Source organism: Streptomyces sp. NPDC087787 (assembly GCF_044743035.1).
GTDB lineage: Bacteria > Actinomycetota > Actinomycetes > Streptomycetales > Streptomycetaceae > Streptomyces.
The window spans coordinates 242125-266403 of record NZ_JBIUVQ010000002.1 but is presented as its reverse complement, the minus strand read 5'-3'; the positions used below and the strand labels follow the sequence as shown (position 1 = coordinate 266403).

Below are 24279 nucleotides of genomic sequence, written 5' to 3'. Positions count from 1 at the left end.
GGCGGCGCCGCGAAGCTCCCGGCCAGGGGCTGGGAGGGGCGCCCGCGGGCGCCGGGACTGGAGACGGGCGCAATGCGGCGAAGCCTGGGACGGTACGAACTCACGCGTGAACTGGGCCGGGGCGGCATGGGGGTCGTATGGGCGGCGTACGACGCCGCCCGCGGCCGCGACGTAGCGGTCAAGGTCCTCGCGCCGCGCGGCCGGGGCGGCGAACCCAGCACCCTGGAGCGCCGCTTCCTCCGCGAAATCCGCCTCACCAGCCGCCTGCACCACCCGGGCATCCCCACCGTCCACGACCACGGCAGCCACGACGGCGAGCTGTACCTGGTCATGGACCTCGTCCCCGGCAGCGCTCTCGACGCCGTCCTCAAGCGGGACGGCCCGCTGCCCGTCGAGCAGGCCGCCGACATCGCACGGCGCACCGCCGAGGTCCTCGGCCACGCCCACGGCCAGGGCGTCGTGCACCGCGACCTCAAACCCTCCAACCTGATGATGACCCCCGACGGGGAGATCAAGGTCCTGGACTTCGGCGTCGCCGCCGCCCTGGAGCCCGAGCCGGGCGAGACCCGCTTCACCGCGCCCAACGCCACGCCCGGCACGGTCATCTACATGGCACCCGAGCAGGCCGTCGGCAGGACGGTCCCCGCGAGTGACCTGTACTCGCTCGGCTGCGTGCTGTACGAACTGCTCACCGGCGCCCCGCCGTTCACCGACGGCAGCCAGTTCGTGCTGTACCACCGGCACGCCACCGAACCCGTGCCGCCACTCACCGACCGCCGCTCCGACATCCCCGACGGGCTGAGGGCCCTGGTGGACCGGCTGTTGGAGAAGAAGCCCGAGGACCGCCCCGCCTCGGCCTTGGAGTTGGCCGCCCTGCTCGCCGCCTGGACTCCCCGGCGGGCTCCGGCTTCCCCCGCACCGCCCGTGCACCCGCGCCTCACCGAGATCGCCGCCGTGCGCCGCTCCGGACGCCCCGCCCGCGCCCTGGAGGAGTACGAGCAACTCATGGCCACACCGGGCCTCGCACCCGCCGACCTCCTCGCCGCCCGTGCCGGAGCAGCCCTGTGCGCCGGCGCGTTGGGCCGTACCCGAGAAGCCCTGAACGAACTGAAGTCGGTGCTGGCCGAACAGCGCAGCCTGCTCGGCCCGGGTGACCGGGCCGTGCTGGACACCCGCTACGAGATCGCCGTACTCCTGGTCCGCACGGGAGAGCGCCACGCGGCCGCGGAACTGCTGCGCAGGCTGGCCGAGGAGGAGGACAGGGTCCTGCCGGCCGAGTCCGGGCCCGGACGCAGTCGAGCCCTGCTGGCCCGACTGCAGCGCATGGCCTGAGCCGACGCCGCCCCCGCACGAACCCCAACTTTGTAATCTCTGTTCACACTTGACGGATCGTGTTACGCTCCGGTCGCACGCGCGTCCGGAGGGGAGACAGGCATTGTCTACGGGCGGCGTGGGAAGACGCCGAGGAGAACAGCGCCCATGACGCCTGCAGTTCAGCGTGCGACCGAACGGACGGGGGCGGAAGTGCTGCCCGAGGAAGGCAATCTGGTCGAGGTGCGTGGCCAGTCCTGGGTGGTCGCCCGCGTCGAACCCTCCCCGGCCGCCGACGGCGAGAAGAACCGCCGTAGCGCGACCCTGGTCCATCTCCAGTCCGTGGCTGACGGCCGCTTCGGTGACACCCTCTCCGTCATCTGGGAGGTGGAGCCCGGCCGCCGCGTGCTGCCCGCGGGTTCCCTGCCCGACGCCTCCACCGGCGCCTACGACTCCCCGAACCGCCTCGCCGCGTTCCTCGACGCCGTGCGCTGGTCCGCCGTCGCCTCCGCCGACGCCAAGACCCTCCAGGCGCCGTTCCGTTCCGGCGTCGCCGTGGAGCCGTACCAGTTGGAGCCGGTGTCGCGAGCGGTCGGCGCGCCCCGCGTCAACCTCCTCCTCGCCGACGACGTGGGCCTCGGCAAGACCATCGAGGCCGGCCTCGTCGTGCAGGAGCTCATGCTGCGCGGCCGGGCCCGCCGCACCATGGTGGTCTGCCCGGCCGGCCTTACCCTCAAGTGGCGCGACGAGATGGCCGAGAAGTTCGGCCTGGAGTTCACCATCGTCGACTCCGAGCACTGCGCCCGCCTGCGCCGCACCCACGGAACGGCGGCCAACCCCTTCCGCGTCCACCCGCTCACCATCGTCTCCCTGCCCTGGCTGCGCGGCCAGAAGGCCCAGCGCCTCCTCGACGAGGTCATCGGCGCCCCCGAGACGAGCCCCGACGGCGAGCGCAAGCGCTTCTTCGACCTGCTCGTCCTCGACGAGGCCCACCACGTCGCACCCGCCGCGCCCAAGCAGGTGTACGCCGTCGACTCCCAGCAGACCAAGCTGATCCGGCGCCTCGTCCCGCACTTCGAGCACCGCCTCTTCCTCTCCGCCACCCCGCACAACGGCTACCCCGAGTCGTACACGGCTCTGCTCGAACTCATCGACGACCAGCGCTTCGCGCGCGGCGTCGATCCCGACGAGGAAGCCCTCAAGGACACCGTCGTACGACGCCTGAAGTCGACGGTCACCAACGCCGACGGCACGCCCCGCTTCCGTACCCGCAGGACCCGCGAACTCCCGGTCGACTACACCCCGCAGGAACGCGAGATCCACCAACTGCTCGGCTCCTTCGCCGAGCTGCGCCGCAAGAAGCTCACCCCGAAGGCCCGGGGAGGCCGCCGCGCCGCCGACCTGGTGACGCTGCTGCTGAAGAAGCGCCTGTTCTCCTCCCCGGCGGCCTTCCTGCACACCGTCAAGGTCTACCTCTCCCACCTGGAGGACACCGGTCCGGCGCGTGGACGTACGGCGGCCGCCGAAGTCCCCGAATGGCTGGAGGAGTTCGCCGACCTCGTCGCCGACCTCGACGACACCGGCCTGGTCGACGCCGAGGACGACGCCCTGACCCGCTCCACCTCCCTCACCCCCGCCGAGGACGGCCGGGAACTGGAACTGCTGCAGGAGATGGAGCGCTGGGCCCTCACCCACGAAGCGGCCCCCGACTCCAAGGCCGAGACCTTCATCAGCGAACTCAAGGCCGTCTGCCGGACCTCCGACGGCAAGCACTGGACCGACGAGCGGGTCGTCGTCTTCACCGAGTACCGCGACACCCAGGAGTGGCTCCACGACCTCCTCCAGCAGGAGGGACTGACCGACGGCGGCCGCGTGGAACGCCTGCACGGCGGCCTGTCCGCCGAGGAACGCGAGCGCATCCGCCTCGGCTTCCAGGCGGACCCCTCGCAGCCCGAGGGCAAGGTACGCATCCTCCTGGCCACCGACGCCGCCGGCGAGGGCATCGACCTCCAGAACCACTGCCACCGCCTCATCAACTACGACATACCCTTCAACCCCAACAAGCTCGAACAGCGAATAGGACGCGTCGACCGCTGGGGCCAGAAGCACGACCCGGAGATAAGCCACTTCATCGGCTCCGGATGGCAGCAGGCGCAGGCCGGCTCCTACGAGGCCGACCTCGAATTCCTCTCCCGCGTCGCCAAGAAGGTCGCGCGCATGGAGCACGACCTCGGCTCCGTCAACGCCGTCCTCGCCGACGCCGTGCAGCGCCGCATGACGGGCGACACCGCCCCCGTCGACATCGAGAACGCCAAGCCCAAGCAGATCAAGGGCCGCCGCACCGGCGGCGAGGTCGCGCCCGAGCAGAACGTCACCGCCCAGACCAAGAGGCTCGCCGACCAGTACGAGGGCACCGTGTCGGCCCTCGGCCTGACCCCGGCCAACATCAAGCGCGTCGTCGAGACCGCCCTCGCCCTCGACCACCAGCCCCCACTGCTGCCGTCCGCGTTCCGCGCCGAGCACTTCGAGCCCGGTGACCTCTTCGACGTACAGCCGCTCTCCGGAAGCTGGGAGCGCGCCACCCGCGGCCTCGCCCACAAACTGCGCGAGGGTGAGCAGCGCCCGCTCACCTTCTCCCCGGTGGCGGCGGCCCAGGCCCGGGACGACGTCGTCCTCGCCCACCTCAAGCACCCGCTCGTCGCCCTCTCCACACGCCTGCTCACCGCCGCCGTCTGGAACGCCGACTCGGTCGGCCTCAACCGCGTCACTGCCGTCGTCTCCGACGACCCGGCCGTCACCACGACCCTGGTCTCCGCCTACGCGCGCTACGTCCTCGTCGGCACCGACGGCACCCGCCTGCACGAGGAAGTCCTGTACGCGGGCGGCTGGTTCGGCGACACCGGACGCTTCCGCCGCTGGGAGTCGGTCGGCGAACAGGGCCGGGTCCTGTCCCAGGCCCTCACCGACGGCACCGAAGCCGCCCCGCACCTGCGCAAGGAACTCACCGAGGCCTGGCCGAAGCTTCGCGACCCCCTCTTCAAGTCGCTGGAGGCCCGCGCCGCCGAACTCGGCCGCCAGCTGGAGAGCCGCCTCGCCGACCGCCGGACCGAGGAGGAGCGCCGCATCACCGCCACCCTCGACCGCTTCGAGGCCACCCTGCGCACCAAGCTCGCGGAGGAGGGCGACGGGGAAGGCGAGCAGCTGGCCCTCCTCTCCACCCACGAGCTGACCGGCCACGAGCGCCGCCAGTTCGAGGACGACCGCCGCCGCTGGCAGGAACGCCTCGAAGGCCTCCCCGTCGAGCGCGAACGCGAACTCGCCGCCATCGCCGCCCGCTACCGCGAACCCCGCTCCCACCTCTTCCCCGCCGCCGTCGTCTTCGTCGTCCCCGCAAAGGAAGCCCGCCGATGAGCCCCCGCCGCACCGCGAGCAGTGGAATAGCCGCCGCCAAGGCCAAGGCCACCGACGGCCGCAGGCAGCACCAGGAGTGGCTGGACCTCACCGAGGTCTCCGGCCCCTTCCTCACCATGCCCGTCCTGCTGCGGACCTGGCCCCAGCTCGACACCCTCGAAAAGGACGAACGCGCCCGCCTGCGCGCCCGCCACGCCGACTGGCAGACCGACACGACGGCGGGCCGCGACGAGTGGGTGGCGTACATCCTGACCCGGCTCCTCGGCTGGAACGACGCCCTGACCCTCCGTGTGGGCGAGACCGAGCACCACGGCCTGGACCGCCTCACCCTGCGCGTGCCCGAGCACAACGCCGAAGTCCGCCCCGACTTCGCCCTCGTCGACCCGGGCACCGACCTGGCGGCCGAACCCAGCACCGAGGCCGCCGCCAAGCGGGTGCGGCTGCTGGGCATGACGGTCCCGGCGGGCACCGCGCCCACCGCGCGGACGGGCGGTGGCGGCGACTGGGCTGCGGCACCGGCCGACCGTCTGGCCCGCCTCCTCCGGCACCACGGGGTGCCGCTCGGCCTGGTGACGGACGGCCGCTGGTGGTGCCTGGTCTGGGCCCCGCTGGGCGGCGTCACCACCACGGCGGTCTTCGACGCGATCGGCTGGAACGAGGCGGCGGAGCGGAACGTCGTCCGCGCGTTCGTGTCGCTGCTGCGGCGCCGCCGCTTCTTCGAGTACGACGAGCCCGAGACGCTGGTGGGGCTCCTCAAGGCCAGCCTCGCGGCGGGCGAGGACGTCACCGAGGCGCTGGGCGTCCAGGTCCGCCAGGCGGTGGAACTCCTCGTCGACGCGATCGGGCGCGCCGACGTCCGCGCCGTCGAGAACGGCGCCGCCGGCCTGCACGCGGACGGCGTCAGCGCGGGTGAGGTCTACCGGGCCTCGGTCGCGGTGATGATGCGCGTCGTCTTCCTGCTGTTCGCGGAGGAACGCGGCCTGCTGCCGGCGGACAACGAGGTGTACGCGCGGTCGTACTCGGCCCGCTTCCTGCGCGACGAGCTGAAGGCGCGGGCGGACGAGGAGGGCGAGACGTCGCTGGAGCACACGACGTCGGCGTGGCACCGCCTGATCGCCCTGTTCCACGCCGTGTACGGGGGAGTGGACCACCCCGGCTCCGGCTTCCGCCTCCCGGCGTACGACGGCTCGATCTTCGACCCCGACAAGTACCCGTGGCTGGAGCGCACGACCCCGCTCCTCCCCATCGACGACCGTACGGTCCTGCACATGCTCCAGGCGGTCCAGGAGGTCCGCGTCGGCAAGGGCAAGGACCGCGAGGTCCGCACGCTCAGCTTCCGCGCGCTGGACGTCGAGCAGATCGGTTACGTGTACGAGGGCCTGCTGTCGTACGACGGCCGCCGGGCGACCGAGCACATGGTGGGCCTGATCGGCCCCGAGGGCCTGGAACACGAGGTCCCGCTGCGGGAGCTGGAGTCGCTGGCGGCGAAGGCGGGCGGTTCGCTGAAGACGCTGGCCAAGTCCATCCACGAGAAGTGGAAGGACCCGAAGCCCCCGGCTACGGCGGGCCAGTTGGAGAAGAAGCTCGCCCCGCTGTCGACGGAGGACACGGCGGAGGCACGCCGCCGCCTGAACGCGGTGACGAAGGACCCGGCGCTGACGGAACGGCTGCTGCCGTTCGTCGGCATCCTGCGCGACGACCTGCGCGGCCTCCCGACGGTCATCCCGAACGGCACGCTGTACGTCGCGGAGTCCTCGCTGCGCAAGAACACGGGCACGCACTACACGCCCCGCTTCCTCGCGGAGGAGGTCGTGCTGCACGCGCTGGAGCCCCTGGTGTATGAGCCGGGCCCGCTCCAGACGGCGGACACGGGGGAGTGGCGACTGAAGTCGGCGGATCAGATCCTGGACCTGAAGGTCGCCGACATAGCGATGGGTTCGGCGGCGTTCCTGGTGGCGGCCTGCCGTTACCTGGGCGACCGCCTGATAGAGGCCTGGGAGAACGAGGGCCGCACGGACGCGATGGTCTACCGGGCGGGGCGCGCTGTCGAAGCCGTCACGGCGGCGGACGCGGAACAGGACCCGGTGGTGGTGGAGGCCCGCCGCCAGATCATCGAGCACTGCCTGTACGGGGTGGACATCAACCCCATGGCGGTGGAGATGGCCAAGCTGTCGCTGTGGCTGGTGTCGATGGACCCGGAACGGCCGTTCACGTTCCTGGACGACCGGTTGGTGGCGGGTGACTCGCTCCTGGGCGTGCACAGCATGGACCAGATCCAGGGCGTGCACATGAAGCCGTTGCAGCAGGCCGACATCTTGGCCGAGCAGGCACGTGAGCTGGTGGACCAGCTGACGCGGGAGCGGTTGGCGATCACCGCCATCAAGGGCGTGGACCTGCCGGCGCTCCAGAAGAAGCGGGAGCGCCTGGAGGAGGTCAACCGGCATTCGCGGCGCCTGCGGTTGGTGGGTGACTTGATCGCGGGGGCGGCGCTGGCTACTTGTGCTTCGGGACGGGTGTCGTGGTACGAGGAGGATGGCGGGGAGCGAGTCAGGGACCTGTTCCCGCAGGCGGCTTGGATCGTCCAGCGGATCATGGAGGACGGGGTCGAGGACGACTCCGAAGCGGTGGGCGGGGCACGGGCCAGGGTGGAGGAGTGGCTGGGAGCTGAGCTGCCGGAGGGGGCGCTGGAGCGGCGGCCGGTGCATTGGCCGTTGGTGTTTCCGGAGGTGTTCTCGTTGCGGGGTGGGTTCGACGCGATTGTGGGAAACCCTCCGTTCCTCGGGGGACAGAAGCTCACAGGCGCGATGGGTGAGGCGTACCGCGAGTACATGGTCGACTACCTTGCGAGCGGTAAGCGCGGCAGTGCCGATCTGGTCGCGTACTTCGAGCTGCGGGTACATCAGCTGTTGAACGCTGGTGGGCAGACGGGTCTGATCGCGACGAATACCCTGGCTCAGGGGGACTCCCGTGAGGTTGGTCTTGACAAGCTAGGCTCGGCGGGGATCACCATTCGCCGGGCCATTAAGAGCAAGCCGTGGCCGTCCAATTCGGCGGTTCTTGAGTATTGCGCGGTGTGGACCAGTAAGGTGCCAGTGGCGGATTGTGCCACTTATGTCCTGGGCGATGCGGTGGTGCCAAACGGTATTTCGACGTCGCTGAACCCTGCAACTAGGGAGGCGTCGTGGGGAGAGTCTCTGAAAGGAAACGGCGGAGTTTCATTTATCGGTTCGTATGTGTTGGGTATGGGTTTCACGCTGGCAGAGTCAGAGGCGCGTGAATGGATTGCTGAGGATCGTCGATACGCGGACATCCTTTTCCCCTATCTCAATGGCCAAGACGTTAACCAGCACCCCGGCCATGGTACTGACCGTTGGATTATTGACTTTCAGGCGCGTTCTCTAGAAGACGCAAAGTGCTATGAAAGGGCCATGACTAAAGTTATTCGCGAGGTGAAACCCGAGAGGGAAAAGAGCAAGGATAAGAGTCGGCGTGAGATCTGGTGGCGATTTACTCGCCCCGCTCCGGAGATGCGTAAAGCCATCGAACCTCTTGGCCGCTGCATGGTCATCACTCGGCATACGCACGTCGTGATGCCCGCTATGGTTGCGACAGGTCAAGTATTTAGCGATGCCACGGTTGTGATTGCGTCTGACGACACTGCGCTGTTGGCTGTTCTGTCAAGTGCGCCACATTACTGGTGGGCCCTTGACCGTGCCTCCACCATGAAGGGTGACCTTCGGTACACTCCCACGGACGTCTTCGAAACTCTCGTCCGCCCCTCGCTTACTGACCGCCTCCGCGCTGCCGGTACTCGCCTCGACAGCTACCGCCGCGACCTTATGTTCTCCCGGAACATGGGCCTCACTGCCACCTACAACCTGATCCACAGTCCCGACTGCCAGGATGAGGAAATTATCGAACTCCGCCGCATCCACGAGGAGATCGACAAGGCGACCGTAGAGGCATACAGCTGGCACGACCTCCTGGACGGTTCCGGGCAGACCCCGCCCGCAGACCCAACCCACGAGACGTTCCCCCTCGACCACGGCTTTCACGAGACCGAACAGGGCACCCGCTACACCATCGGTCTCCTCGCCCGAACCGAGATCATCGACCGCCTGCGCCAGTTGAACCACCAGGCGTACGCCGACGAGGTTCACCTCGGTCTCCACAAGGGTGTGACGGAGAAGAAGGCGAAGGAGAAGCACCCCGACCTGCCCCCACCGTCTCTTGAGGTCGTCCGGAAATGCGAGGAACAGCTCGCCGCGCGAGGCGGGTCGGATTTCGGTGAGGGCACCGAGGGTGCCCTGTTCTGAACCGACAGCATGACAATGGGCTCGCTCACCTCACCCCGGGTGACGTGAGCGAGCCCATTGATCCGCTAAGCAGACGTACTCGGCCCTACTCCACCGCGAGCGCCACGAACGCCGCCCACTCGCCCCGGCCGACCCGCAGCACCGGTCCGCCGCCCGCAGCCTTCGAGTCGCGTACGTACACGGCGTCCAGGCCAGCGGCGACCTCCACGCAGTCGCCACCGTTCGTCCCGCTGTAGCTGCTCTTGAACCAATCCAGTCCAGCGGCCTCATTAGTGTGCTGGTCGGTGCTCATAGCTCCCCTGCCATGCGCTCGATGAGATGAGAGGACTCCTCAGTGTTGAGGGCCTGCGTGCGCAGCATCCCATACCGCAGCCAGAATTCGCTGACCTCGTCCTCGTCGGACCTGACAGACACCACACCCTGCGCATCGACATAGACGTGCCGCCTGCGGTCCATCGACTCCAGCAACACCATAGGCCCGTTGAGCCCACTATGGACACCTCGTGCGGTCGGCATCACTTGAAGCTCGACGTTGCGCATCTGCGCACACGTCAGCAGGTGCTTCAACTGCTGACGCATGACTGCGTTGCTGCCCACGAATCGTCGGAGCGCGCCTTCCTCCACGATGAATACGAAGACCATGGGCGGGCTCTTGCGGGACAGCAGGGCCTGACGAGCAAGCCGTGCTGCCACATGTTGCTCGACGATCTCCTCGTCCAGGGGCGGGAAGTGTGCTTCGAGGAGCGCCTGCGCGTAAGCCTCGGTCTGCAACAGCCCGGGGATGAGCAGGGGATCGTACGAGAATCGGCTCAGGGCCTCCGCCTCCAAGAGCGCCACGTTCCGGAAGAAACGAGGCAACTTCGCCCGGTCCACCTCGTCCTGGAGCGCTTCCAGGACCCCGCCCGCCTCCAACACCCGATCCGCCGCCACCGTGAACGCCGCCTTCGCCGGCCGCCGCCCCTGCTCCACTGAGGCGACCTGCTCCAGCGAGTACCCGATGGCGTCCCCGAGCTGCTGCTGGTTCAACCCCGACCGCTTCCGCAGATACTGGAGCAGCACCCCGTAAGCCGCCCACACGCCCGGCAGGTCGGGCCCCTCACCCTTCGGCTTCGCCACACGACTGTTCCGCGCACCCCGTACCGCCTTCACACTCCCACACCCTTCCGTCCCGGAACGCACACCCCGCCCAACCGCATTCACATCGGCGCTCGACCTCACCGCCAGAACCCTGTTCAACGCGATCTGTGTTAACCGGGACACGACGCTGCCCCGTACAGCGCCCGTACAGCGCCCGTACAAAAGCACGTACAACTCCGGCTCCCAGACCAGTAAGGTGGTGATCTTCGGGAGGCGTAGGCCCCTGGAGTCCCATAGGTGAACGTTCCTGATGAAACGTCAGCGAATGAATGACCACTCCGACATCGCTGTGCAGGAAGCGTGGAGCCTGCCCGCTGCCGATGCCGCCCGAGGACACCAGGCTCTGTGGTGGAGTGCCGGGCCGGCCGGGGAACTCGCGGTCATGCTCGTCCACCGGCGCTACCTGGAGCGCATCCCCTACATGAAGGGATGGCCCGGATGGCGGCTGAGGGGTCCGTTCACGGGCGAGCTGGTCACCATCACAGGGCAGGGGGAGCGGCGCCTCATGGTGGAGGACGTCCAAGTCCGGCCCAGCCACCTGGCCCTGCTCCCCGACTCCCGGTTCCTGCTGGTGAGCGGCCGTACGTTTCGTAGCGAGACCGACGGCCCCTGGACACCCAACGCCGTGGTGTTCTCCGCATCGGGGACACCCGAGAGAGAGTTCTGCATCGGCGACGACATCCCCGCTCTGATCACCGACCGCCACGGAGGGATCTGGACGGCCTACGGGGACGAAGGCATCTACGGCGGTCATCCCGAGTCCGGCGCCGGTCTCGCGGCCTGGGACACCGAAGGACGTGCGACGTGGGCCCCGGGGGATCGGCTGCCCGCCTACCCGTTGGAAGGCTGCACGGCAGCGACGGAGGGCGACCGGGTGTGGCTGGTCTGGTACGCCGGCGGTGGACCTGGCACCTTCCTGACCCGGATCACCCCGTCCACCGGCGAAGTGATCAGCTACCCCAGCCCCGTCCCCGATCCGGACGGCTTCGCGGTCCGCGACAACCGGGCCGTGCTGACCCGCCGCGACCACAACCGGCGGACCGTCGAACTCACCCGCGCCGAGCTTGACGGCGCCACCTGGACGGTGACCGACCGCCGAAGGCTCGACGTACCCGGACGCGTCGTCCTGCGCTGCGGCCAGGGTCGCGACGGAATCCTCTGGCTCCGCACGGGCGACACCTGGCTGTGCATAGAGGCGTGAGCCTTTCCAACACCCCGCTCGTCCGGGGCGTGAAGCAGGTGGATGCGGTGGATCGGCCACGCCCTGCGCGCGGAGGGCGACATCGCTCGTGACGAGACACCGCGTGCCCCGGCCTCGCGGCCGGGGCACGCGGTGTCGTCGCTCCACGACGGCTGTACCGCCTAGTCGTCGATCGCCGCCCCGTACAGCGCGTCCGTCCGCAGGCCGCCGAACGCGCTCAGGCTGTAGGTCCAGGAGCCGGAGGTGGTCAGGCCCGACTTGCCCGCGGAGAACACCCAGACGTAGCCGTCGTTCGTGTTCTCACCGGGTGCCGAGACGAGCAGGCCGAAGCGTCCGTCGCGGTTCGGGTCGGTGAAGGAGACCTGGCCGCCGAACTTGTCGCCCTTCTCGACGGCGCCCGGGACGTTCTTGGTGCCCTGGTTCACGGACAGTGCGCCGGTGGACGTCAGGCCCTTGGCCGAGCCACGCAGGACCGTGACGGCGCCCGCGTCGGCGACGGTGCCGATGTCCTCGCCCGCGACACCGATCGCCACGTCCGCGTATCCGTCGCCGTTGCTGTCGCCGACGGAGAGGTCGGTGCCGAAGCCGTCGCCCCGCTCGTTCACGCCCGGCACGCCCGCCGAGTTCTGGGTCCACCACACGGGAGGGGTACCCGACCCCTCGCGGCCGGCGGGGCCGTCCGCACTGCCGTAGTAGACGCCGACCATGCCGCCGGTCATGTTCTCGCCGCCGTCGTCCGGGCTGTGCGGCTCGCCGGTGACCAGGTCGTCGTAGCCGTCGCGGTTGATGTCGCCGGACGCGACGACCGGGCCGCCGCGCACCGCGGTGATCGGCAGCGGCTCTTCGTTCGACGCGGTGCCGGGCAGGATGTACGACCAGCCGTAGCCCGGCTCGTTGCCCACGCTGGTGCCGGAGACGACCAGGTCGGCGAAGCCGTTGTTGTCGTAGTCGCCCGTGGTCATCGCCTTGGGCCGGATGCCCGGCGCGTCGGCGGCGGAGGCCTTGCCGAGCGTCTTCCGCGAGGGCGAGGTGAGCGTGGTGCGCGACTTCTGCACCGGCCGCCGCGCCTGCGCGTCCCCGCCCTTGGCGGCGGCCTGGGGGGCGGGCTCGAAGGTGTAGATCGTCAGCCCGACCGAGTCCATGACGGCGAGGGAGTCGCCCGGAGTGGTGTCGTCGAAGCGGGCCGCGGCGAGCGCGGCGCCGAACCTGCCGCCCTTGGTGAGGTCGTCGGACTGCAGCCAGTTGCTGACCGATCCGGTGAGGCCCTTCGGCGTGCCCCACAGGACGACCGCGCCGCCCGCGTCGGCGACGGCGCCGAGGTCCTCGCCGGGGATGCCGATGATCGCGTCGTCGTAGCCGTCGCCGTCGAGGTCGCCGGTGGCCAGCGACTTGCCGAAGTTGTCACCGGTCTCGGCGGCGCCGGGAACGCCCGCGGAGTTCTGGCTGAAGGCCTTGCCTCTGGTCGTGCCGATGCCCTTGGGGCCGCCGTACTGCACGGTGACCATGCCGGCGCCCTTGTGCCCGCCGACCTTCGCCCCGGGGGCGCCGATGAGCACGTCGTCGTATCCGTCGCCGTTGAAGTCGGTGTTGCGGTCGTTGGCGTGGGTTCCGCCGGGTGTTCCGGCGTAGGCGCTCGGAGCGGTCGCGATGACCGCGCCCGTCACGAGGAGAAACGAGGTCGCCGCGACGGCGGCCGAGCGGTGCATACGCATGAGCGGCTCCTTGGCTCAGATACGACCGGCTGGCTCGGGGGCGCGGGGGGTGTCCGGACAGGTCCGGGTCCCATGTCCGGTGCCGTGTTTGACACCGCATGGGGAGGAAGGGTTGTACAGGAGGCATGTCTCTTTTGTTGGAGAAGATCACCTCTTCGCCGAAGAGGATCGTTTCGAGTCGGGCACCCGGGACGAGGGCAGCCCGCGTGCCCCGTGTCGCCTTCACCCACGCCCCTCCAGCCCCCTGAGTCGCCGCCCCGCCCACACTCACGGCTGCGCTCGTCATCCGCACGCCATCAGGGTCATGTCCAACGCGACCCGCAGGAACGAGGACACGACGTACGGCCCGTACAGCACCCGTACAAGCCCCCGTACAACAAGGGCACCAGCGAACCGCCCCGGCCGTACGACAGGCCCGGCGTACGGCCGACGTACCTGGTCAGCCTCACCCTCACCCGTCCACGCTGACTCCGTGACACAGCATCAGATCACCGACGAGGCGCAGCCGGAGCGGTCCCGCACCCCCGCCACCCACCAACTGACCCTGCGCTTCAGCGGCACCAGACGGGGCGCCCGGCTGGCCCGGCGCCTCGCCGTCCAGCAGCTCACCGAGTGGACCGGCCTCCCGCACGACGCCGAACCCGCCCGGACCGTCGCCCTCGTCACGGCCGAGCTGGCCTCCAACGCGATCCGCCACGGCAGCGTTCCCGGCCGCGACTTCCGGCTGACGCTGATCCTCCTGCCGCACGGCCTGCGGATCGAGGTGACGGACACCCGCCCCGAGCGCCTGCCTCCACACCCCGCCGCCCCGCCTCCGCCCGCCGACGCGACGTCGGGCCGCGGCCTCCTGCTCGTCGAGGCGTACGCGGACCGCTGGGGCTGCACCGCCCACGACGCGTACATCAAAACCGTCTGGGCCGAGGTCTCTCCTCACTGATCGTTTCAGAACGCGCTTGCGGGATGGCCTTCTTGGCGTGGGGCGTACGTCTCCGCGTACTACCTGTCGCGCTGGGGCAACGACGAAGCGCGTGACAACAACGGCACCGTGATCCCGAACTGCTGACGCGGCACCGCTGAACATGCCGGGCCCGGCCGCTCCCCGCGTGAGCGACCGGGCCACCGGTTTGCCGTGGACCGGCCTCCCGCACGCCGCCGAACCCGCGCGGACCGTCGCCCTCGTCACGGCCGAGCCGGCCTCCAACGCGATCCGCCACGGCAGCCTTTCGGGCCGCGACTTCCGGCTGTCACTGCTGCTCCTGCCGCACGGCCTGCGGATCGAGGTGCAGCCGTCACCGCGGCCGTGTCACCGCGTCAGGGCGAGTGCGACGACGAGCAGGGCGACGACGGAGACCGCGCAGAAAACGAGGTGCGAGGCCGGGTAGTCGTATTTCTCGCGTCGCACTCCGTGCTCGATCTCATGGGCCCACACCGTGAACCGCTTGCGGGTCGGGAACATCCCGATCGTCAGCCCGATGAGCGCGAACGTGTACCCGGTCACCATGGCGGCCAGGGAGAAACCCCGCCACTGGCCGAACAGGACCGCGCCGACCCCGCATCCGGCCATGATGAAGGGGTACGTCATCCAAAATTTCCGGAGAGGGATCCACCTCGCCATGGCGTAGGAATGGATCACAAAGGCCGCTGCGGCCATCAGCCACAGCCATCCTGTGGCAACGGATGCGAGCACGAACGCGGTGTCCTTCCGGCGGGAAATCCATCGAGAGGTGAGAAAACCGGTGAAAAGGCGCAGAGGGCCGACGGCGGACGTGGGCCCTCTGTCGATCGCTCTACGAACTGGTTCCTATCGTCCGCCGTCGACCGTCGGGCGGCAGCCTAGCCCTTCGAGTCCGGCTTCCAGTCCTGGACGAGGAGCCCGAGTAGCACCTCGTCCAGGAACTCGCCCATCACCCAGGCCGAGGAGCGCAGCACGCCCTCGCGGACGAAGCCGTTGCGCTCGGCGGAGCGCAGCATCGCGGCGTTGTCCGACAGCGTCTCGATCTGCAGCCGCCGCAGGCCTCGCACGACGAAACCGTAGTGGCACAGCACCGCGACCACGTCGGTGCCGTAGCCCTTGCCGCGTGAGGACGGCAGCAGCCCCAGCCCGATGTGCGCGGACCGGTGGTGGTTGTCGATGCCCCACAGCGATGCGGCGCCGACCAGCGTGCCGCCGTCCAGCTCCACCACGGAGAAAGGGACGTGCCGCTGTTCCTTGTCGTCCACCGCGAACGGCGAGTCCTTCGAGCCGGGTGTGATCGGCCGCCACGGCCGGCCGTCGGCCCGCGAGGTGTTGACCACGTCGTCGTGGAGCTCGGTCTGCAGGATCGGGATGTCGTCCTCGTGCCGGGCCCTGAGCCCGACCTTGCTTCCCCTCAGCATGCGAGCTTCCTATCCGACCGGGCCGGCCGGCGGCAATTCAATAAACGGCGGACACCTCTGCTCGCCATCGGCGATCGGGACTCTCCGCGACGCGGAGATCACAGCTCCCCGCGCGACCCCGGCCGTGGCAGAAACCGCTGCCAGCAACAACGTGATCCTGCTGTACTCGGGCATCTCCCGCAGCAAGTCCCTCAACGGCGGCAACACGGGCGACTGGAACCGCGAGCACGTGTGGGCCAAGTCCCACGGTGACTTCGGGACATCCACCGGTCCCGGCACCGACCTGCACCACCTGCGCCCCGAGGACGTCCGGGTCAACTCGATCCGCGACAACAAGGACTTCGACAACGGTGGCAGCTCGTTCACCGACAGCGGCGGCAGCCGGACCGACTCCGACTCCTTCGAACCCCGCGACGCGGTCAAGGGCGACGTGGCCCGCATGATCCTCTACATGGCGGTCCGCTACGAGGGCACGGACGGCTGGCCCGACCTGGAGCCCAACGACTCCGTCACCAACGGCAGCGCTCCGTACCACGGCCGTCTCTCGGTCCTGAAGCAGTGGCACGAGCAGGACCCGCCGAGCGCGATCGAGAAGCGCCGCAACGACGTCATCCACACCTCCTACCAGCACAACCGGAACCCGTTCATCGACCACCCGGAGTGGGTCGAGGCGATCTGGTAGCGGTCCGGTTCCCGTGGTGCCCGGCGACACCGCGCCCGGCACCACGGGACGGCGCCGAACACGGCGCCGACGCCGATGCCCACCCGCACCGCGATACCGCTTCCGTACCTGGCCCGGGTACTGTCCCCGACTCGGCGTCCCGTACGCGGGTGTCTTGCCCCGCATCCGGCGCTGGGCCGCCGTCGAGACCGAACGGGCCTTCGCCGCGTACACGGTCCCACCGCGCGTCATGCCACCACGGCTCTCCCTCACGCCGACTCGGCCCGTGGCGAACGCGAACCAGTCGGGGAAGAAGAGGAAATCCAAGTCGAAGTCGCCGGGTTACGCCGAAATCGACCGCGTGTGGGGGCTCGACAACAGGGGGCGCCGCGCCGGAAGAGAAGCCGGTGACGGCACTCGAAGGGCTGCGGAAGAGTGCCCGGCCGGACGCGGGGACGCGTGGTGCTTCACCGCAGTCGTTTGCCGTGTCGGAACAGCGCGGCCTCGACCTGGTCCGGCAGGACACCCGCCCGGTCTGCGTGGTCGTGGGCGAGGGACAGGTACCGCTCGTACCGCGGCGCCGTCCAGCCGCCACCCGGCCACTTCACGTCGGCGTCCGCGGACCGCAGCGCGCGTGCGACGACACTGTCCAGGATCAGCGGCCGCCACGGCCCGACGGGTCGCTCGTGGCCGGCGAAGTACAGCACTTTGGTGAAGAACGCCGGTCCGAGGTACTTGATCCGCTGGCCGTTGTTGAAGGCGAAGTACGCTGCGACGGCTCCTTGCTCCCGGAGGGTGGCGAGAGCGGTTTTCAGGCGTCCGTCGATGTCCTCTGCCGAGGACTCCCCGAAGACGCGGGCGTGCCGGGCGACCGACCGGGCTCTGGTCCCGGTGCCCCAGACCAGGGCGGCGGTCAGGAGGTGCCGTCGGCCTTCGGCGGTGTCCGAACGACGGGCTATGCCGAAGACGGTGGAGCGGTCCACTCGGGGCCGGCCGGCCACCGTCGGGCAGTTGTCGAGTTCCGCGGGCCACCAGGTGGGATCGGGCAGCAGGGGCACCCAGCGAGCCCGGTCGAACGGGATCGCCTGACCGAGCACCTCCTCGCGGTCGGGGAGGGGAGTCCCGGTGGGCAGTATGGGCATCGCGGCGCTCCTGATGGTCCGAGTCCGAAATCCCGTCGAATTCGGCGAAGCCGGGAGCCTACTCTGGCGACATGGGCCACGCGATGACTTCCTACGTCTGCCTGCCGTGCCGGGCTTCGTACAAGAAGCCGTACGGCAGGGACAGCCCGCAGCGGCTCTGCCCGCGCTGCGCGGAGCCGATGATCCACGTCGGATCCGCCTTCGCGCCGCCCCGGCGCCGGGACACCGCGGCCTGGCGGACCCTGTCCGTCCTGCTCCACGCGGGCGTCCGCTTCCACAAGAGCTGCTGCGACGGGCCCGGATATCGCCCGCGCAGCCTCCGCGAGGTCCGTGAGCGGATGGCATACGCTCGGCGCAGCGGCGAGCCGGCCACCAAGGCGCTCGTACGACCCGAGGTGCCGTGACTCCAGCGGGACATGCGTTGCGGGCCATACTGAAACCATGCTCGTTCCCACTGGCCAACTGCCGCCGCTCCAGCAACGCCTGTTGCGGGAACTCGACCTCTGCGACCTCCCGGCTCCCGAAGCGGCGCCGGAGTCCTACGTGGCCCGGGACCTCGACACGGACGAGGTCCGCGACGCCCTGCCCGCGCTGCTGTGGGCCGGGCTGGTGGAGCAGCAGGACGGCGACCACGGCACGCTCAGACTCACCACGGCTGGAGCGGCGGCGTTGCGCACGGCGGAGTGCGACGAACTGTCAGCTCGGCTGAGCGCCGTGGCCTCCTTCGCGGACACCGTGGCGCGTGGTACGGCACCCCACGCCACCGGTTACGCCCTGCAGCGGCTGGCGGAGGGAGCCTGGAGCTTGGATCAAGCCGAGGCCCACGTACGAGGTGCCGGCGGCGAGTAGCGGCGGTTCATGCCTGCTGCTCCGGTCCGTCGAAGTCCAGGACGACGCGCCGCCGGGCGCGGCTTGCTCTGGGCTGCGGTGGGAGAACGCCGGCTGAGGTGAGGTCGACGGTGGTGACGACCGGTGAGTTCAGGATCTTCGTGGTGACGGCCTGCTGCGCCGGGGCGAGGTCGACCAGCCTCCGCAGGGCGGACAACAGGTCGATCAGCTCCTTGGTCCACTCGCTCGGCCAGGACGTGACGTGGGTGTCGTCCAGCGGGCTGGTCTTCCGGCTGGTGGGGGAGGCCTTGCGGTAGCCGAACCACTTCTTCACGACGCGCATGCCGCCGACTTCGTAGGCCCAGACGCCGGGCGGGACTCCCGTGAAGGTGCCCGGCCCCACGTGGAGGGTGTTGTTCTCCTCGTCGTACGTCAGCGCGTCGGGCACGGCGGAGCCGATCGGCGTCATGTACCGCACCTGTCGCGGATCCCCCGGGGAGAAGCCGGCACCGTCCTGCTCGGATGCCGAGGCGTCGGGCGGCACGCCGCTCTCGCCGTAGGTTGCCGCCCACAGGAATTCCTGACCTACGCGGACCGCCTCGCTCCACAGGTGCGGATCACGGGTGAGGGGCAACCGGACGCCCGGGGTGAGCAGTTCCTCAGCGAAGTGCTCGGTGAAGGCGCTGTGCCCGGCGACGGCCACGGCGTAGGCGGCGAGGTCGTGCGCCGTCACCTCGTCCAGTCCGAGAACGCCCGCCAGGTGCCGGAGCAGGCCGGTGGGTACGTTGGCGGTGCCGTCCGGGTGGAGAACGGGGTGTATCCTTCCGCCCCGGCCGTTGAAGTGGTGTGTGTCCGGCAGCAAGGCAGTTGCCATCAGCGCCGGACCGCTGCTGATCTCGTGGCTGCTTTGCTGGTTGAGGAACACCTGCCCTGGCTGCAATGACGCCCACAGATCGGGCCGCGGAAAGTCGAGTACTCGATTGTCCGCGATGAGCCACTGGCGATCGAAGCTTCGTAGGGCGATGCGCAGGCGTCGTGGGTGGCTATGGGGCTCCTCGTCGATGGTTCGGTTGGGGTGTGGAAACCCAGGAAGGCAAGCCGCTCGCGAGTCGAGCCGGCGATCACGGGTCTCTTTGAACAACCGAGCCTTGGCCTCCACGTCTTGCTCTCCCACGAGTCGAGCCCATCGCTGGAGAAGTGATTTCTCCGAGGGAGAGCTCACCCAGGACCTGTTCGTCGTGATGCCCAAGCTGCCCCACGGGAAAAGCACCTCCAGCGCCGGATACTCCTCCCACCCCGACAAGGTGGCGGGCGTGAACGGCCGTACCCCCTCCCCATGTGTCTCCCGCCAGCCGTCATCATCCATACGCACCGCCCGGAGCTGCACGAACTTCTCCGCCCGCTTGCCGTGCAGAGCCCGGTAACGGATGCGCGCCGACCTGCCGGAGTCGTGGTCAGCGCGCCGCACGAAGACGCAGATGGACAACGGCTGGGCCATCGTGCGGAACAGTTGCTCCAAGGGGCTTCGGATGGCCGCCTCGCGGTCACCGGGCCCCGCCAGGCTCCGTTTGCATTCCGCGCCGTACACGGACACGGCGTCCTGCAACCACTGAAGGCATGCGTCGGCCACGGTCCCCCCAGACCTCGGGCTCCGGGTGTGACACGGAGCCGTCCCCTCCTGATGCGCAGTATGAGGCAGTCTTTGACCAAATGGCAGAGCACGTAGGGAAGCTGATGCACCGGCTTGAACGCCCGCAAGGTTCTGAACCTGCTCCATAGCCGCATTCGCGGCCGGGGGGACACTCTCCAGGAGGGCAGCCGGGTCACTCGAGCGCCCAGTGCAGGGTCGAGCGCTCCGAGCGCCGTTGTGTCCCGGTCCTGCCGTCGGCAACCAGGACGAGCGGCGTAAGAGCGGCCGCCCCGACGGCGTTGGTCAGCCAGGAGGTCGGGCCGCTGTTCCGGTTACCTCCGGTCGAGCTCCACGCTTTTTGCTGCGACCTCCACGTCCGCTCTGAGCAGGACGTTGGTGTCGAGGACCACCATTACAGCGGCGCCGCACCCGCACGCGCCCGGTCCCGCAGGATGTCGACCACGACGTCCAGCGCCTGCTCGTACTCCAGCGTGTCCAGCGTGGAGTTGTGAACTCAGTGCACAAACCGCATACCGGGTCGGCAGTTACCGCCGAGCGATATCCGATTCGCCACCGGTGGGGCACCTTGCCGGGCTTGACCGGTGGGCAACGGGCCGTGCCCGTGTCCGCACGACGGGCCACTCTCATCTTGCGACGTCCCTGGGGGTTCACCATGCGCATCACCCGCATCTCCGCAGCCACGGTGCTGCTGCTCGCCGCGCTCACCGCCTGCGGCCCGACCGCCGACACCGGTGCGGGCGACGCCGCGTCCACCGCCCCGCCGACTCCCAAGGCGCCGGTCACCGGCACTGGCGAGGCGACCGAGGAACCCCCGGCCGACACCGAGTCCACCGCGGCCCTGCCGGGCATGGTCGGCAAGGGGCTGCAGAGCGCCCAGGACGAGGCGCAGGCCGCCGGCTTCTACCACCTGACGTCGCACGATGCGCTCGGCCGGGGCCGCAACCAGATCCTCGACCGGGGCTGGAAGGTCTGCGCCCAGACCCCCGCGCCCGGCTCGCACTCGACGGACATGAAGGTCGACTTCAGTACCGTCAAGCTTGAGGAAAGCTGTCCCGCGGGTGGTGACCAGGCCGAGCCCGAGAAGGCCGGCTCCACCATGCCGAACTTCGTGGGGAAGGCCGTCAAGGTCGCCCGCCAAGCGCTCGACAGCTCCACCAGCATCACGGTCGACGACGTGTCCGGCCAGGACCGGATGGTGCTCATCGAGTCGAACTGGAGGGTCTGCTCGACCGACCCGGCGGCCGGGGAGAAGCTCGACGGACAGCCGGTGACGATCGGGGCCGTCAAGTTCGGCGAGAGTTGCTGACACCGGCGGGCTCCAGCGCCCGCCTCGGAGACTCGACCCACTTCGTACTCCGGGCGCGCCCTCTTTTCTGCCCCTGTCCAACGAAGACTCCACAGGTCGCCCTGTGATCTGACTTGCTCACGGCAAGCTCCGCGGTCCACCGTGCGACGACGGGCACAACCGACACCCCTCGAAGCTGGAACGGCAGGCTCTCCGGGTGAACACCGCCGATTTTCTCGCCGAACTGAGTTCGGCACCCATGGAGTTGGCGGCGGTGAAGGTTAAATTCTGGTGACCAGCCGCGCGTGCAGGCCGACCAGGAGGCGCACGGGGCGCGCAGGTCTCCTGAGGGCCGCGCGCGGTGGGGATCACGGCGCGCCGGAGTGCCACTACGCGCCCCCTTGCGGGGGAATGCCGGAAATGCCCGCCGGGCAGTGACTCAGGCGTAACTGAAGCGCTCAGGAAAGGAGCCACTGCTCATGAGGTCATATACGGCCCGTCCCGCCGCACTCGCCACTTCGGCCGCACTGCTCGTCGGAGGCTTGCTGGCGGCGACCGTACCCGCCGCTACCGCCGCACCCGCGAAGTACTCGCAGGCGGCCGCCGAGCAGCAGCTGAAGCGGGCGGGTGTCACGTGGGTCTCGTCGGGCGGGTGCAGCAACCGGGACAACAGCAGGTGCACCTCCTTCGAGCAGATCAACAAGAGCACCGTCGATGGGGTGATCGACTTCAAGAAGGCGAGCAAGTGCGCGGTGACGCTCACCGCCGGCACGGAGAAGGGGCACGCCTCCGGTACGTACAGCCACTGGAACGGCTACAAGGTCGACGTCAAGCTGACGTCGTGCGTGAACTCGTACATCACCCGCACGTTCCGCTACGTGGGCGAGCGCAGTGACCGCGCGAAGCAGTACAAGGCGCCGTCGGGGAACATCTACGCCCGCGAGGGCTCGCACTGGGACGTCACCTACTACCGCGGCAGCCGCTGACGCGGAGCGATGGCGGGGCCGGATCGTCGGCCTCGCCACCGCAGGGAGTCGTGCGTTGGGCGTCCGTGCCTCGACCCGGCCGATGGTTCGTCAATCGACATGCCTTTCCCTGGAATTGTCTACGAGTCGAGTGCCGACCACCCCTTCATCAAGCAGGGCGTGCAACGCCTTCTCAATCAGCGGAAGCTGAGCGGACAGGTGAGGACACGGGACCTCGGTACCGGGCCCGGTGACGCGGTGGACGGGCACCTGCCCGACAGTCGGCGTCGACTGCGCTTCCAGCTCAGCACGGGCGACTAGCGCACCTGGCGCCGGACCGAAGACGAACTCGCCGAGGACGCCGACGACATCGACTGGATCTTTGCCTCCGAGGTCCCAATCGCTCAGCACCTCATCGGCCGCCACGGCTACTGCCTCAGGTGCGCTGAGAGACGGTCGGCGGTGAGCGACGCGTCCATATAGGCGCCGAGGCACGGAACCGCAAGGTGTCCTGGACACCCCTGGAGGACTGCGTGCTGACGCCGGGGCTGCCCCACGGAAAGAGCTCGTCCAGCGCGGGATGTTCCTCCCACCCCGGGCCGCTTCAACTCGATGTAGCCAGTGACGTTCCTGTCGACGCGTACGGCGTAGTCGGGTCGGACTCCGAGGTGCGGGATACGGGTCTCGGGACCCAATTGACCTCGGGTATGGCGTGCTTCGCGGCCATGGTGCGCAACAACTGGTCCAGAGGGCCGCGGATCGCCGCCTCACGGTCGCCGGGCCCGGCGAGAGCCCGTTTGCATTTCCGCGCCGAACACGGACACGGCGTCCTGAAGCCACTGAAGGCGTGCGTCAGCCATGGTGCCCCCCAGCCCACGGGCCCCGGACATGGCACGGGGCAAACCCCTCTTGCTGGGGAGTATGGGGCAGTCATGCTCGAAATGGCAGGGCGCGTACCGGAGTTGCTGTGCCACACCCGTGCGCCCCGAAGCGGCAGGAGTGCCGGGGCGGGGAGGCGACGGCCCGGCGTCGCCCGTCCGCGACCCCAAGGCGGTCGGGCTCACCGACGCTAAACGTCAAGCTGAGTACCTGTCTCAGTCCGGTACCCGGCGGGTGAGCGGCGCGTTCTTCCGCGCCGCACACCCGCCCACGGCCGGCCTCACTCCTGGTCGTCGAGGCGGACCGGCATCAGCAGAGAGAATGTGTGCTCGTCGTCAGGGCGGCGGATCACGAGGGGGGCCGTGGGGGCGCCGAACTCCAGGAGCAGTTCGTCCCTGGCGCCGGCGGTGAGGGCGTGCAGCAGGAACTCGCGGTTGACGGCGACGTGGTTCCGGTCGTCGTCGCCGTCCTCGCGGACGGTCACCGTGCCGTCGTTCGCCACGGCGAGCACGCTGAGGTCGTAGGACACGCCGTCCTGCTCGCGCGTCCTGTCGTGACGGACGGGGCCCGTCTCCAGAGCCTTGCGGAGGGAGGCCACGTCGATGACCGCCCGGCGCCCGGCGGGCAGGTCGACGAGGCGCCGGTAGTCGGGGAAGTCGTGGTCGAGGCACTGGCCGACCGTCTGGCGGTCCCCGGCCTCCAACGTCACACGGCCGGCGTCCACGGCGAGGTGGACGGGTTCCCCGCCGTCCAGCAGCGCCCGCATCGCGTCGACGAGCGGGAGGGGCACGATGGCCTGCGCGCGGGGGCCGTCGTGCCCGGTGGTGCGGGCCTGGGCGACGGCCATCCGGTAGCGGTCGGTGGTCACGACACGGAGTACTTCGCCCTCGATGTCGAACAGGACCCCGCCGAGCATCGGCAGTTCCGGGTCGGTACTGGCGGCGAAACGGACCGCGTCCAGTGCGGCAGCCAGCTCCAGAGCGGGGACGGACAGCCGGACGGTGGCGGTGCGGAGCGAAGACATCGGGTTCTCCCTGTGATCGAGTAGTGCTCTGAGCGTGGAGAACTCGCCGCGTGCATCGGACAGTCCCAGTTCGAGACGGCGCAGGTGCGCCTCCAGCAGCCCGCGCACCAGGTCCGTGTCGGAGCTGGACCAGCCGGCCAGCACCAGTCGGATGTCGGCGAGCGGCATGCCGGCCCGGCGCAGGCGGGCCAGCAATCCGGCCTCGTCGCACTGTTCGGGGTCGTACCAGCGGTAACCGCTCACCGGGTCCACCCAGGCGGGGACCAGCACACCGGCCCGGTCGTAGAACCGGAGCGCGCTCACGCTCAGTCCGCTGTCCCGGGCCATCTCCCCGATGCTGCGCATGTCGTTCTCCACACCCGGAACTCTGGGCCCTCCAC

Annotated in this window: 19 protein-coding genes and 1 pseudogene; 12 read left to right on the top strand and 8 right to left on the bottom strand. The window is 69.5% G+C overall.

What is annotated here, in order from left to right:
• The first annotated feature begins 72 nt into the window (after positions 1-72).
• The 3 genes from ACIOWN_RS05270 to ACIOWN_RS05260 all read left to right on the top strand — a co-directional run bounded on the left by ACIOWN_RS05270 (position 73) and on the right by ACIOWN_RS05260 (position 9038).
• Positions 73-1332 (top strand): serine/threonine-protein kinase, encoded by a 1260-nt coding sequence (locus tag ACIOWN_RS05270; protein WP_362348280.1) that lies wholly within the window; start codon positions 73-75, stop codon positions 1330-1332.
• Between the two features lie 147 nt (positions 1333-1479).
• Positions 1480-4722, top strand: coding sequence for a DISARM system SNF2-like helicase DrmD (gene drmD / locus ACIOWN_RS05265; RefSeq protein WP_362348281.1), 3243 nt, complete (start codon positions 1480-1482; stop codon positions 4720-4722).
• A complete protein-coding gene (locus ACIOWN_RS05260) occupies positions 4719-9038 on the top strand; it encodes an Eco57I restriction-modification methylase domain-containing protein (protein ID WP_401980509.1) in 4320 nt (1439 codons plus the stop codon). The genes drmD and ACIOWN_RS05260 overlap by 4 nt, the downstream gene beginning before the upstream one ends.
• Positions 9039-9123: 85 nt before the next feature.
• Here ACIOWN_RS05260 and ACIOWN_RS05255 read toward each other — a convergent pair whose 3' ends face one another.
• Both ACIOWN_RS05255 and ACIOWN_RS05250 read right to left on the bottom strand, forming a co-directional pair.
• Entirely contained in the window at positions 9124-9330 is a 207-nt protein-coding gene (locus ACIOWN_RS05255; protein ID WP_401980507.1) for a DUF397 domain-containing protein, read from the bottom strand.
• Positions 9327-10154 carry a helix-turn-helix transcriptional regulator gene (locus ACIOWN_RS05250; protein ID WP_401980505.1) on the bottom strand — a complete coding sequence of 276 codons (828 nt, stop codon included), beginning with the start codon at positions 10152-10154 and terminating at the stop codon, positions 9327-9329. The genes ACIOWN_RS05255 and ACIOWN_RS05250 overlap by 4 nt, the downstream gene beginning before the upstream one ends.
• Before the next feature lie 286 nt (positions 10155-10440).
• Here ACIOWN_RS05250 and ACIOWN_RS05245 point away from each other — a divergent pair, with 286 nt between their 5' ends.
• Positions 10441-11376, top strand: coding sequence for a hypothetical protein (locus tag ACIOWN_RS05245; protein ID WP_401980503.1), 936 nt, complete (start codon positions 10441-10443; stop codon positions 11374-11376).
• A gap of 161 nt (positions 11377-11537) precedes the next feature.
• On the opposite strand, the gene ACIOWN_RS05240 is transcribed toward ACIOWN_RS05245, so the two are convergent.
• Positions 11538-13088, bottom strand: coding sequence for an esterase (locus ACIOWN_RS05240; protein WP_401980500.1), 1551 nt, complete (start codon positions 13086-13088; stop codon positions 11538-11540).
• Between the two features lie 472 nt (positions 13089-13560).
• Here ACIOWN_RS05240 and ACIOWN_RS05235 point away from each other — a divergent pair, with 472 nt between their 5' ends.
• Together ACIOWN_RS05235 and ACIOWN_RS05230 are read left to right on the top strand one after the other, a co-directional pair.
• A complete protein-coding gene (locus tag ACIOWN_RS05235; protein WP_401980498.1) occupies positions 13561-14025 on the top strand; it encodes an ATP-binding protein in 465 nt (154 codons plus the stop codon).
• 36 nt (positions 14026-14061) lie between these two features.
• Positions 14062-14151: pseudogene (locus ACIOWN_RS05230) on the top strand (M23 family peptidase); the annotation flags it as partial.
• A gap of 240 nt (positions 14152-14391) precedes the next feature.
• Here ACIOWN_RS05230 and ACIOWN_RS05225 read toward each other — a convergent pair.
• Both ACIOWN_RS05225 and ACIOWN_RS05220 read right to left on the bottom strand, forming a co-directional pair.
• The gene (locus ACIOWN_RS05225) at positions 14392-14670 is read right to left on the bottom strand and encodes a hypothetical protein (RefSeq protein ID WP_362348292.1); all 279 of its coding nucleotides are present in this window, start codon (positions 14668-14670) and stop codon (positions 14392-14394) included.
• A 251-nt stretch (positions 14671-14921) separates the two neighbouring features.
• Positions 14922-15464, bottom strand: coding sequence for a GNAT family protein (locus ACIOWN_RS05220; protein ID WP_362348294.1), 543 nt, complete (start codon positions 15462-15464; stop codon positions 14922-14924).
• On the opposite strand from ACIOWN_RS05220, the gene ACIOWN_RS05215 reads away from it, so the two are divergent.
• Entirely contained in the window at positions 15463-16146 is a 684-nt protein-coding gene (locus ACIOWN_RS05215) for an endonuclease I family protein (protein WP_401980495.1), read from the top strand. The two genes, ACIOWN_RS05220 and ACIOWN_RS05215, sit on opposite strands and share 2 nt — an antisense overlap.
• Positions 16147-16592: 446 nt before the next feature.
• Here the strand turns inward: ACIOWN_RS05215 and ACIOWN_RS05210 are convergent, their stop codons facing one another.
• Positions 16593-17267: a hypothetical protein gene (locus tag ACIOWN_RS05210; protein ID WP_362348296.1), complete on the bottom strand. Its 675-nt coding sequence runs from the start codon at positions 17265-17267 to the stop codon at positions 16593-16595.
• A 71-nt stretch (positions 17268-17338) separates the two neighbouring features.
• Here ACIOWN_RS05210 and ACIOWN_RS05205 point away from each other — a divergent pair, with 71 nt between their 5' ends.
• On the top strand, positions 17339-17671 hold the full coding sequence (locus ACIOWN_RS05205) for a deoxyxylulose-5-phosphate synthase (RefSeq protein ID WP_362348298.1): 333 nt from the start codon (positions 17339-17341) through the stop codon (positions 17669-17671).
• Between the two features lie 37 nt (positions 17672-17708).
• The gene (locus ACIOWN_RS05200) at positions 17709-18116 is read left to right on the top strand and encodes a hypothetical protein (protein ID WP_362348300.1); all 408 of its coding nucleotides are present in this window, start codon (positions 17709-17711) and stop codon (positions 18114-18116) included.
• Positions 18117-18123: 7 nt separating this feature from the next.
• On the opposite strand, the gene ACIOWN_RS05195 is transcribed toward ACIOWN_RS05200, so the two are convergent.
• On the bottom strand, positions 18124-19461 hold the full coding sequence (locus tag ACIOWN_RS05195) for a type ISP restriction/modification enzyme (protein WP_401980646.1): 1338 nt from the start codon (positions 19459-19461) through the stop codon (positions 18124-18126).
• A 937-nt stretch (positions 19462-20398) separates the two neighbouring features.
• Here ACIOWN_RS05195 and ACIOWN_RS05190 point away from each other — a divergent pair.
• The 3 genes from ACIOWN_RS05190 (at position 20399) to ACIOWN_RS05180 (ending at position 22317) form a co-directional block, all read left to right on the top strand.
• Positions 20399-21052, top strand: a complete 654-nt coding sequence (locus ACIOWN_RS05190; RefSeq protein ID WP_362348303.1) for a hypothetical protein — start codon at positions 20399-20401, stop codon at positions 21050-21052.
• A 458-nt stretch (positions 21053-21510) separates the two neighbouring features.
• The gene (locus ACIOWN_RS05185) at positions 21511-22017 is read left to right on the top strand and encodes a hypothetical protein (RefSeq protein ID WP_362348305.1); all 507 of its coding nucleotides are present in this window, start codon (positions 21511-21513) and stop codon (positions 22015-22017) included.
• Positions 22018-22116: 99 nt separating this feature from the next.
• Complete coding sequence (locus ACIOWN_RS05180; protein ID WP_401980490.1) at positions 22117-22317, top strand: hypothetical protein; 201 nt, start codon at positions 22117-22119, stop codon at positions 22315-22317.
• 838 nt (positions 22318-23155) lie between these two features.
• Here ACIOWN_RS05180 and ACIOWN_RS05175 read toward each other — a convergent pair.
• Complete coding sequence (locus tag ACIOWN_RS05175; protein ID WP_362348307.1) at positions 23156-24244, bottom strand: MerR family transcriptional regulator; 1089 nt, start codon at positions 24242-24244, stop codon at positions 23156-23158.
• Positions 24245-24279: the final 35 nt, after the last annotated feature.